Source organism: Lewinella sp. (genome assembly GCF_050633125.1).
Classification (GTDB): Bacteria; Bacteroidota; Bacteroidia; order Chitinophagales; family Saprospiraceae; genus Lewinella.
In genome coordinates, this window is sequence record NZ_JBOEFX010000136.1 from 1 (window position 1) to 10,988 (window position 10,988).

8 protein-coding genes are annotated in these 10,988 nt (G+C 45.6%); 1 reads left to right on the top strand and 7 read right to left on the bottom strand.

The features are described 5' to 3' along the window. Window position 1: 1 nt before the first annotated feature. The gene (locus ACRBG0_RS25115; protein ID WP_431489586.1) at window positions 2-268 is read right to left on the bottom strand and encodes a hypothetical protein; all 267 of its coding nucleotides are present in this window, start codon (window positions 266-268) and stop codon (window positions 2-4) included. 38 nt (window positions 269-306) lie between these two features. Here ACRBG0_RS25115 and ACRBG0_RS25120 point away from each other — a divergent pair, with 38 nt between their 5' ends. Beyond that, complete coding sequence (locus ACRBG0_RS25120; protein ID WP_431489587.1) at window positions 307-726, top strand: Hsp20/alpha crystallin family protein; 420 nt, start codon at window positions 307-309, stop codon at window positions 724-726. A 108-nt stretch (window positions 727-834) separates the two neighbouring features. Here ACRBG0_RS25120 and ACRBG0_RS25125 read toward each other — a convergent pair whose 3' ends face one another. The 6 genes from ACRBG0_RS25125 to ACRBG0_RS25150 all read right to left on the bottom strand — a co-directional run bounded on the left by ACRBG0_RS25125 (window position 835) and on the right by ACRBG0_RS25150 (window position 10,414). Next, entirely contained in the window at window positions 835-2,067 is a 1,233-nt protein-coding gene (locus ACRBG0_RS25125) for a LamG-like jellyroll fold domain-containing protein (RefSeq protein WP_431489588.1), read from the bottom strand. An 82-nt stretch (window positions 2,068-2,149) separates the two neighbouring features. Then, window positions 2,150-2,452: a YbaB/EbfC family nucleoid-associated protein gene (locus ACRBG0_RS25130; RefSeq protein WP_431489589.1), complete on the bottom strand. Its 303-nt coding sequence runs from the start codon at window positions 2,450-2,452 to the stop codon at window positions 2,150-2,152. A gap of 195 nt (window positions 2,453-2,647) precedes the next feature. Then, window positions 2,648-3,391 carry a LamG domain-containing protein gene (locus tag ACRBG0_RS25135; RefSeq protein ID WP_431489590.1) on the bottom strand — a complete coding sequence of 248 codons (744 nt, stop codon included), beginning with the start codon at window positions 3,389-3,391 and terminating at the stop codon, window positions 2,648-2,650. Window positions 3,392-3,690: 299 nt separating this feature from the next. Next, window positions 3,691-4,827 (bottom strand): hypothetical protein, encoded by a 1,137-nt coding sequence (locus tag ACRBG0_RS25140; protein WP_431489591.1) that lies wholly within the window; start codon window positions 4,825-4,827, stop codon window positions 3,691-3,693. A gap of 460 nt (window positions 4,828-5,287) precedes the next feature. Continuing rightward, a complete protein-coding gene (locus tag ACRBG0_RS25145; RefSeq protein WP_431489592.1) occupies window positions 5,288-7,267 on the bottom strand; it encodes a Calx-beta domain-containing protein in 1,980 nt (659 codons plus the stop codon). 813 nt (window positions 7,268-8,080) lie between these two features. Next, window positions 8,081-10,414 (bottom strand): T9SS type A sorting domain-containing protein, encoded by a 2,334-nt coding sequence (locus ACRBG0_RS25150; protein WP_431489593.1) that lies wholly within the window; start codon window positions 10,412-10,414, stop codon window positions 8,081-8,083. Window positions 10,415-10,988: the final 574 nt, after the last annotated feature.

A 10,988-nucleotide genomic window follows, 5' to 3' on the forward strand; every position in this document is an offset into this window, starting at 1 on the left:
TTTATTCATTCTTTTCTACCAATATTCCACCTCTCCGAGGTGTTTTTCTTGACCCCACTTCTGATTCATTCTTTGAACACTCATTTCCTAATGTTTTGGCGGACAGTCTTAACGCAAAGACAAGCTTGCTGTCTTTTTGGCATGCTATTTTTCGTAAAGCTGTCTTTTTGTCATTTTGCTTTGAGCTTTTGTCACCAATTTCTCTTTTTTTGCCCACTGGCATATCCTTTGCATAAAGATAAATGTAATTGAGATGATCATGGATCACCTCCAAAACAACTTTAAAAAACCAAAATATAATTAATCATGGGACTTGTAAGATTCAATCCAAACTTGGCAAACCGCGTTTTTGACGAATTCTTTAATAACGTACCTGCCCGTACCAATTTTAGCGGCACCCTGCCTGCAGTGAATGTAAAGGAAACAGAAGACGACTACGCTATAGAGTTGGCTGTTCCTGGTCTGAAAAAAGAAGATTTTAAGGTAGAGATCAACGAAGGCATCCTGACCATTGCTGCTGAACGTAAGACAGAGAACGAAGAGAAGAAGGAAGGCTACACACGCCGTGAGTTTAGCTATACCAACTTCACTCGTCGGTTTACCTTGCCGGAAACGGCTGATGAGACAAATATTAGTGCTAGCTATACCGATGGTATTTTGGCACTCAATTTGCCAAAGAAAGAAGAGGCTAAGCCTCAGCCAGCACGCCTGATTGAGGTTGGCTAAGAATAATGGGTGTTCCGTCCTTATGGGCGGAATGGAGATCATAGGGATTGTGCACCCTGGGTTGGTTAACTACCAGCTCAGGGTGCTTTCGTTTTGGAACAGCGCCGTTTAACGAATAACTGTCACCGTACCCGTCTCATTGATTTCTTCACCATCACAGCGATAAGCTACTCGCCATAAGAAGACCCCCGGATTGACAGCCTCGTTTTTGTAGGTTGCATCCCACTTGGCAAATGGGTCGTTGGTACGAAATACGACGCCTCCCCAGCGATCAAATATTTCAAAGGAAATAAGATCATTAATAGCGAAGGGGTTGCTCAGTCCATAAGTATCATTAAGGTTATCTCGGTTTGGGGTAAAGGCTTTAGCCATAGCTGCTTTACAAGGCAAAGTATTGGGGTCTACCACGGTGAGCTTAAAGGAATCCACAGCTACACAAGTTGAAACCTGATCACTGATGGCCACGGTGTAAACAAAATTACCTGGGGTGACAGCATCAATAATGGGTTCGGCGTCGCTAGGGCTTATCACATTGTCAATAGGCGTCCAGCTAAAGTCGGTGCCACAGGTGCTGTTGAGTGCTACCTGTAGCGAATTGCCCTGGAAGACAATGGTGTCATTGGTAAGAATTTTATCGGGTGCTCCGTACAATCCCGTCACTTCATCATCATCTAGCGCACGGTTGTAAATTCTTACTTCGTCAATCAGTCCGGAGAAAGGTGTTTCTATCCCGCCAATGCAATCGGCTCCGCCGATATAGAGGGCTCCTTCTGTCTCTAGGTTGATCCGGCTGGCAGTACCCAGGCTGGATAGAAATTCTCCGTTGATAAACACTTTCACCCTTAGGTTTTCACGAACGACCGTAAGTTGTTGCCAACAAGCGCCGTTGTCGATCAGGTTGATAATGTTGACGTCTTTGTCTTCATCCTGTGCCAAAAAGGTGTTGAGGGTCCGAGAGCCTGGTACATATCTGATACTGATCTCACGTGGATTGTTCGCACAGGCAGTATCTCGTTTAGAAAAGAGATACTGGGTACCATTGATACCTACAGGCTTAAAATAAAAGCTAACGGTAAAATCTTCCCGGTCAAATTCACCAGCAATACTGGCGGTATTAGGAATGCGTACCTGGTCATTGGCTCCATCAAGAAGGAGTGCCTGGCCGTCTACGCCACAAGAGTAGGTGGGGGTGCCCACAGCTATGCCTGTATTGGAGGTATTACCTGTACGATCAATTAAGTCGCCATCAAAGGTATAATACCCTACCAGGCCCACAGTTGTTTGGGCTTGAAGAGAAACCGTAAAAAGAAATAGTAAACTCAGAATCCGCAACGTCGTCATAAGGAAATATTCTAAATGTAGGGGCGAAATTAACAATTCCTGAACGACCGCGGAAGAAGTTTAAGTATGATCTAAGCTTTATTTAGCCAAACATCCCGCCTAAGCCTCCGGGAAGCATGTTTTGCAATAGCGATTGGCTCTCTCCAGCTTCTTGTTCAGCGGCTAATTCTAATACGCGATTAGTGGCAACCATCAATAAATCTTCCAATGCTTCAGCATCGTCCAATACACTTGGGTCTACCGTGATGTTGGTAATTTCGCGGGTGCCGTTGGCTGTTACTTTTACCAAGCCATCACCTGCTTCACCGGTTACATGTATGGTACGTAATTTTTCTTTTATTTTGGCCTGCATCTCTTCCATTTGGCCCATCATATCTCCAAACATAATCTCTTTTTTTGCAAAAGTAACATTTATAGATAAAGACGTGTTCACAGATTTAACTGTAAGTATTTGGTCAAAAATTAAGTTCCCTCTTTCAATTTCGGTTTTAGCTTGAATAAACCCATCCCGGCTTTTAGTACGGGATCGGTTTTTTACTAAAAACCGAAAGTCGGGAATTAATTATTCGACCGTTACTAATTAACTCACACAATCCATCTGCGCATTTTCTACGGGCGTTTCTTCGTAAAGCCATTGGACTTCGTCATCAGTAAGTGCCCGTCCATAAACGCGCAATTCATCAATAACGCCTTTGAAGCGCCGCATTCGGCCTGTTTGTACACAAGGACTGTTACCAATCGAGAACAGAGCATCATTACTAAGGTCAATACCACTACAGCGTCGGCCCGTTTTTATCAGTTGGCCATTGATGTAGGTACGTGCGTAAACCCCTTCTCTCACCAAAGTGTAATGAAGCCAACTCCCTGTGGGAAGCGTTGGGCCGAGTTCTTTGAAAAGCTTGTTTTCGGTTTCTTTAAAGTCAGTTGTGAGCTCTTGCAAGCGGGTGTCCAGCGCAATATCCAGCAGGTGGAAATCATCGCAAGCCTCGCGTTTAGAGACCACACTTTGTGGAAACACGAGTGCTGCCTCAGGTTTGATGTAAAAACTAAGGGTAAAATCCGAGGTAGTGAAATAGTCATTGATAGTACCACTAAAAACAACATGTGCTTGCTGCCCATCTAGTAGTAACCCATCGTCTTCTACACCGCACCAACAACGTACATTTCCAATCAGTTGACCCGCAGATCCTTGCCCGCTATCGTCGCGCGCATCGCACTCATTAAAAGTAAAATAAGCGACCAGTCCTTTAGAAAGGTCGGGCGACGGCATGATGCTGAACAATAAGAGTAAGGCCAGGCCAAGAAGTAGGGTGGTAGTACGCATCCGGATTTTAGTTGAAAAATACGGTATTTTTCCGAGGAGGACAAGTAGTGCTGTGCTGGACCGCGGCCTTACGCTGGCACTAGACTTTCTCTAACGTATTAACCAGTTAACCAGTCTTTTGGTGCAAGCCCCTTTATGCGTATTAACCAGTTAACCAATCTTTTGGTGTAAGCTCCTTTGTGCATATTAACCAGTTAACCAATCTTTTGGTGCAAGCTCCCCCCATCTGGCTGAGAATCGAGTGTCTTGTCCTGAAATAGGTTTACACAAAAGATGGTCAAAACCATCGAACCATCTTATCAAACCTTCAAAAACCACTCTCGCCCACTCCGCTTACCGTTGCTCCACTGTAGGAAATAGCTGCCTGCTGGTAATCCCTGAAGATCAAAAGAGATATCTAGGTCCTGCTGGCTCCCGCTTTGCTGCAATAATCGAAGACCACTTTGATCGAAGATTTCCAACCGCCAGTTGCCGTTAGCTGTGGGCAACGCGACTTCTAGGTACGCTTGGGCTGGCACTGGCCATAGCGTAACCTCCGCCGTTATTTCACCGCCAAAATTAGCAACCACCGGCCCGAAAAACGCATTGGTGTCATCAAAATCAAATTGTTGTAGCCTGTAGTAGCTTCTCCCGCTAAGAGGCTGAGTATCGATGAATTCATAATCTACGGAGTAATTGCTGTCTCCCTGCCCGGCAATTCGCCCGATGGTTTGAAAGGTCTTCCCTCCGTCACCACTGCGTTGCACCAAAAAATGGTCGTTGTTTTGTTCTGTGATGGTCGTAAAAGTCAAGCTAATGAATTTGGGAAAAGCAGTTGCCTCCATGTTTACGAGTTCCACCGGCAATGCCGAGTAGTGAGTGCCGAGATAATTGGACTCCTCCGGCCCCGCAGTATTCACTGCACTAAGCGAAACGGCGGTCCATTCCGACAAAGAGAAATTGACATTCGGTTCCAGTATCGTGTTTTTTCGCACATAAGCAACATCCACTCCCCAGGTAGTACCATTGCCTATCACATCAATACGATTGTCCCAAGCGCTGCCGACAACCGAAAGGCCGTCAAGGGCGGTAGATAAAACGAGAAGGTCGTCACCGTTAAAGCCACAAAAGTTGACACCAACGGCCTCACCCACTGTATAACCCGGTTGCACAGCCAGCCCATTACAAAAGACCAAACTTTCAAAAGGCCAAACCGTACCACTGAGTGCTTGCCCGATAGAGGCGATATTGTTGGCGGGATCATCCGCTCGGTCATTGGCAAAAAGGTAGGCCCTGATACCCTCGGCGGCGAGGTCAATCGTCGTATTCCCAAGGTTCGTCACCTCCAGGTATTTGTCATTGTTGTCGCCTTCATAATATTGGCTGATAATAAGCTGTGCAGACAGAGGCGTCATCGTCAATAGCGGCAGCAGAAAAGAGAGAAATGCGTGTTTCATAAAACTTCTTTTTAGTAATGCCGATAAATTAAGGGGAGAAAGTCCCAAAATCTGGGACTTTGAAAAATTCCTGCTTTTTTCTAATAATTTGGGGCCATGCCATCGTTCCTCGGCACCGCGCTCTCCGCTGCCCTGCGGAGCAGCTCCTATCGCTTGTCCTTGCGGCCTCCGGCCCCCGTCTCCACCTGTTCGGTTCCGACGGTGCTTAACATCACAAAAAAGCCCTGCCTCCGTCACCGGAAGCAGGGCTTTCCCTTAAAGCTCGTTTTATGGCATCGCCACTAGATTTCACAAATACCTAGTACAAAGTACCGTATGAACTATACCCAAAAGGTGATTCGCACTTTGCATAATAATTGGCCCTAGAGGCACCGAGACGCGGAGTTTTTTTAGAGGATACCCCAAAAACTCCGTGCCTTCGTGTCTCCGCGGCTAGAAAAACCAAAGTGAGAACTGCTGCTTAAACCTTCAAAAATCGCTCTTGGCCACTCTGACTACCATTGCTCCAACGCAAGAAGTAGCTACCCGCAGGTAAGGTATTCAAGTCAAAGAAGGTATTGATTCCTTTCTCTTCGGTCGTCTTTTGCAGCAAGCGACGACCATTCAAGTCGTACACCTCCAACTGCCAATCGCTGTCAGATGCTGGCAATTGAACCTGCAAACGATCCCGCGCCGGCACCGGCCAGATTACGGGAGCATCTGCCACTTCGCCACCAAAGCGCACGGCTACTGGCCCAAAGAATTCATTGGTGCCATCAAAATCAAACTGCTGCAAGCGGTAGTAGTTCATCCCCGCCGCTGGCTTGGTATCCACAAATTGATAGTCTACTGCACTATTGCTATCGCCCTTGCCATCTACTTGGCCAATGGTCTCAAACGTCTTTCCTTCGTCTGTACTGCGCTGAATGAGGAAGTGAGAGTTGTTTTCTTCGGTAGCGGTTTGCCAAGAAGTTACACTTGTTTTGTTTTTAATTATAGCTTCAAATGTAGTTAGTTTGACAGGCAAGATAGATACAAAGCATAATACTACATTGTCTACACCTCCCCAGTCTCCATCACCGTTTTGATCAAGATTGATGATGAGGTCAAGATCGTCACCATCCATTAATGAAATATTAATTGTTTCCGTTTGCCATCCACCTGTAGAAAAATTACTAAAGCCACTAACTACGTTGCCAGAGGAAACAATGCTAGAGTTAACACTTATTTCATAAGAAATATCGTCACCGCTATCCCACTCATAGGCATTGTAGTCAAAGCTGATCGCATAATTACCTTCCGTTGCCGAAGTAACTGAAAAAGTATTAAAGACCAAGTCCACCCCGTTTGACCCTGCACAATCGCCTTGTATATCGCGGACTGCAAAGAACTGATTCCCCCCACTAGCACTTATGGTATTTCCGCCTGTACCTATTGATGCAGCCTCTCCTATATAATCAGGACTAGAATTACAGGGGATTGATTGAGAATTACCAGAAACGGAGTATGCCCAACTGCCTCCTCCCTCGAAACCTTGGCTTTGCTCTTCTGTTCCTGATGGGCAGGTAATAGGAGCAAAGTCATTGTCAATGATTGTTACCGTTGAGGTTGATATGCCACCAATAGCAGCAGAATTTCCACCACTGGCATTTTGAAGTTCGAGCTCTATTGTTTCATTACCTTCAACATCAGTATCATCATTTGAAATAAAGATATCGAAGCATTGATCTGTGGATGAATTAGCAGGGAAGGTCAGTGTAATAGGGAAAGGTATGGCCATGCTTGCGCCATCGTCATAATCTGTACCATTTATTGCAGTACTTGACCCAGTGTTGAGATCAACTTCTACCATAGTTGCATTTGTGGCATCGGGGTTAGTGATAGCTGCACAAACTTCTACAAAAAGACCATCTTCTGCTAAAGAGTAAGTCGTGTTTGCAAACTGAATAGAAGTTGTTGATGCGACAGGAAAAGAGGTCCATGATATATCATCGATTACAACCTGTTTATTAGTTATATTTCTTACTTCAATAATAATATTGCCTGATACGTTTATATTGTTTACAGTGAAAGTTTGTACAGTTGTATTATCCCATGCTATTGATGTTCCTTGAGATGTACCATTTACGAAAAGCTCAACTTGTCTGTTTCCAGCTCCAGTAAAACCTTTTTTTAGTTTGCATGTAAAATTACCTATACCTCCTGAGACACTAGAAGAGGTTACTTTACTGTTATCACTCAACTGTCTGAGTAGTAATCCTGTGCCAGTTATTTGATAACCGGCATCATCTCTCGATTCGACATAGGTCCATGTTACACCGTTATCTCCGGTGTAACTTCCATCATTATAAGATCCAGTGGCATTAGAATTAGTAAATGTCTCTGATCCCTGCCCATACCCCACAATCCCCCAGCAGCACAAGGCCACTATCAAAAAGGATAATTTTGTAAAAATCTTCATATTTCGCTTCGTTTTACGGAGTTATAAAAACTGTTTTTTAGAAAAAGATAAGAGCATATTGGGGACTTGTTCCTGCTGAGAATCAAGACCTTACGAACCTGACTTCGCTGCGAAATACTCATTTACCTTCGGTGATCGTCGCTACACTCCTCGGAGTTAGCCCGCTAAACTCGAATTTTGCAGCTTCGCCAGAACCATAACTTCTTGATTCTCGCTACGAAACCGTCCCAAATAAGCTCTAAAACCCGAGTGTTGTTACACTCAGGTGATTTTTATGGTCTAGTTCCTAGCTTGTTGAATATTTGTAAGAGGGGTTTGAGGCTGCGTATTTGCAGAATACCACAAAGATAAATGAAAGCTTTGAAAACCGAAATGGGCAGGGTTTAAGTTATTGTAAATTAACGATTGAGTTTATAGCCGCGGAGGCGCGGAGATACGGAGTTTTTTTAGTTACGGAGACACTAAAGAACTAAATTACACGGAGGTTTTTATAGCCACGGAGGCGCGGAGACAGGGAGTTTACAAGGAGGTTCTTTCTAAAGAGAGTGTACAGTCAACTGTGCCTAACTAAAATTGTCAAAATGTATCCACTTGATAACCAGCAATAAAAACCTCTGCGTCTCCGCGTCTCTGCGTGAGACACACTATTTTGGACACTCCCTTTCTAAAAAAAAATCCCCCGCCAGCAAAGCCAGCGGGGGAAAGGGGAGCAAAATCTTAAGTGATAATGCCAGTTTTCGGGATGTGTATTTTTGAACCACCAAAGGCATCAAAGTAATTTTTCCTATAGGTGTCCTTGGTGGTTTATAATCTCTATTTCTTCACTACTTTGCGTATTTCGCTATCGTGCGCACTTTCCAATCGTATGAAATAGATGCCGGCTGGGTAGTTACTCATGTCTAGCGAACGGTCGCCGCCGTCACCAGCAGCGTCTAGCGGGATGGTTTGCAAAAGCCGACCTTGTGCATCGCTGACCTGAAGAAGCTCGGCGGGTTGTGACCAACTCACCGTTGTGAGGTCTACCACCGGGTTGGGGAATACGCTCAGTGGGCGAGGAGGACCATCTTCAAAGCGAACGGTCACAATGCCTTCGTTGTGCACTGTACCGTCGTAATCGACTTGCTTCAGGCGGTAATAGTTGAGGCCATTGGCGGGCGCTAAGTCATAGCGTTCATAATCGCGTGTTTCCATGCTGAAACCTGCAGCAGGAATGGTGCCGATTTTTGTAAAATTACGGCCATCGGTACTTTTCTCTACTTCGAAGTAATCGCTGCCCGATTCGGCGCCTGTTTGCCAATAAATTCTGGCTGTCTTCCCTACTGCTTCAGCGGCCAGGAAGTTGAGGGTCACGGGCAAAATCGCCTGCCCGGGGTTTAGGATGCCGCGCGAGTGGGGAAGCCTGGCCCACGTGAAATCAGAAGGGCAGTTGCCTTCTCCTACCCGCTGTACGGAAAAGCCGGGCGCATCTGTTGGTAATTCCAGGTAATTATTGGAGCCGATAAGATCAAACCCCGGGGGAGTGTTGACATCCTGCAAACCAAACGCTGGATCATAATTGACAAAGTCAACTACTTCCCCTGTGATGTTATTTACCAGGCTCAGATAACCCCGATAAAGCGGCATGGCAGCTATGGGAAACCAGACAGCGCCGAATTCGTCACCTTCGTCATCAATGATGCCGTTGAGGGTGCTGCGGTAGACTTCTACAAGGAATACATTGATATTGCCGCCGACCCTTTGTTGAATAATCAACTCGTAGTTGCTCAGGTCAACACCTGCCGGGCCTGCGACCTCAATACCCTGGTCTTGACTGACAGGCCCGTTGGAATAGTGGAATTCATTGATAAAAATACGGTCTGGGTAGAGTCTTGGGCAGCTTTCTTCGGGGATGGCCTCAAAAGTATAGGCCGTCGACCATTGCCCGTTGAGTAATACGTACACTGCGAAATAGTATGTTGTACCATTTGTCAATCCAGTAACTACCAAGGGATCATCACTGGCACCGAAATAAACGGGGTAGGTGGTATTGGGAAAGCCTGCTGCCGGAGAACCGTCACCAAAGTTTTCGTCGGGTGTAAAGTTGATATCTACTGGTCCGCCAGCAATAGCTTGTTCTGCTGCAACAACAAGGTAGCGGTCTACACAGGTAGGGCCCGACCAGCGCATGGCTGTACTTGCATCGAGGGGAGTAAAGGCCACTTGCTCTACCGTTCGGGGGGCTGGCGAACAGAGTGTGGTGAAGTTGAGTATCATTGATTGTTGGGCGTAGCACATTTGCCCCGTGTTGTATTCAATAATCGCCAGCTGGTATGCGGTGCCAGGTTCCAAGCCATCAATGGTGAATGTAGTGTTGGCAGAGGTAGTCGTGGCTATTACGTAAGTATTGGTACCCAGCAATTGGCCATCCCCAAAGGTGAGGCTTCCGCTGTATAAATCACCTTGATAAGGGGTGCTCAATACTTGAGCTGCGGTAGACATGACGAGGATGCGTGCCTGCCCGTTTCCTGCGCTTAGGTTTACTTCGGCAGTGGTTTCATCTGTATTGACAAGGTTTAGTGTGGCACTGGAAGTAGGGGGGCTACAGACCTCCATGGATGTACCTGCGATGCTTAGAGTGTTGGCCCGGATCGTCCACGAGCCACTGTTGCTCTGGGCGGCAGCGGCATAAAAACGAAAAAGGAGGCTTTCGCCGTCTTTTATCTTTTCATGGAAGTTGAAGCTGTGGCTGCGGGAGTTAATGTCATCAGGTAAATTCACTTGAGCCAATTCCGTTTCTGTAGCGAAACCATCGCGAGAATAAACGATACGGAAGGCCAATGGACCTGAAGAAGACCTACGCTCCATAAAGCTGAGCTGGGTGAGTTCAAGGGTAGCACCGGGGATTGATTTCAGGCCAAATTCGTAATAGTCGACCTGGTTGTCGTCACTAGCATCAAGTGGCCAATTCTGAGCACTGACACCGGAACCCGAGTAGCTAAGGACACTTAACCCGTTGCCTCTGACAAATGGAAAGCCGATGGCTTCGTCAACGAAGGTTTTGGCTTCGGCCAAATGGTCAGGGGAAAGCGCCCAAAATGCAATTGTTTGAGAGGATAGGGGAATACCCAAGCCCAGGCTGATGAACAGCCATGTGTAGAAAAACTTCATAGTACTTTGTTTTTGTGCCGTTTCTTTCTCATTTCCGGAGATTAATTGTTATTCGCGTTCCTTTTGAAGTCCGGATTTGGGCAAAACCAACAAAAGCACTCGTCCATGAGACCAGTCTTTGATTTGTTGTTCGGGTAGAAGTTACTATGCTAAACAAAAGCATGAGGTGTTCAACAATGGCCTAGGCTATTGTTAAATAAATTCGCAAGTTCTTTACGAAATCCTTTTGAGAAATTGGAAGTGGATAGTTGAAAAAAGCAAAATGTACGGTATAGAATGTACCGCAATGTGTAGTCAAGTAAGACTATTTTCCTTTTGATATAGCTAATTTAACAATTTATCAACAGTTTAGCAAATATTCATGTCAAATAAAATCACTATGGTTTGTGTTAGGAAAAAATCGAGTATGATAGTTTAGAGATAGCGGAGGTTTTTTCTGGATTCTTGTAAATGCATAAATGTATTTATACGAATGGGGTGGGGGAATTTCTAGTTCAGCAGCCTTGATATTGGTAAAAACAAGAGGATGGAATTGATATATAATAAGGGGTGCCCCAAATAGTGTGTCTCGCGC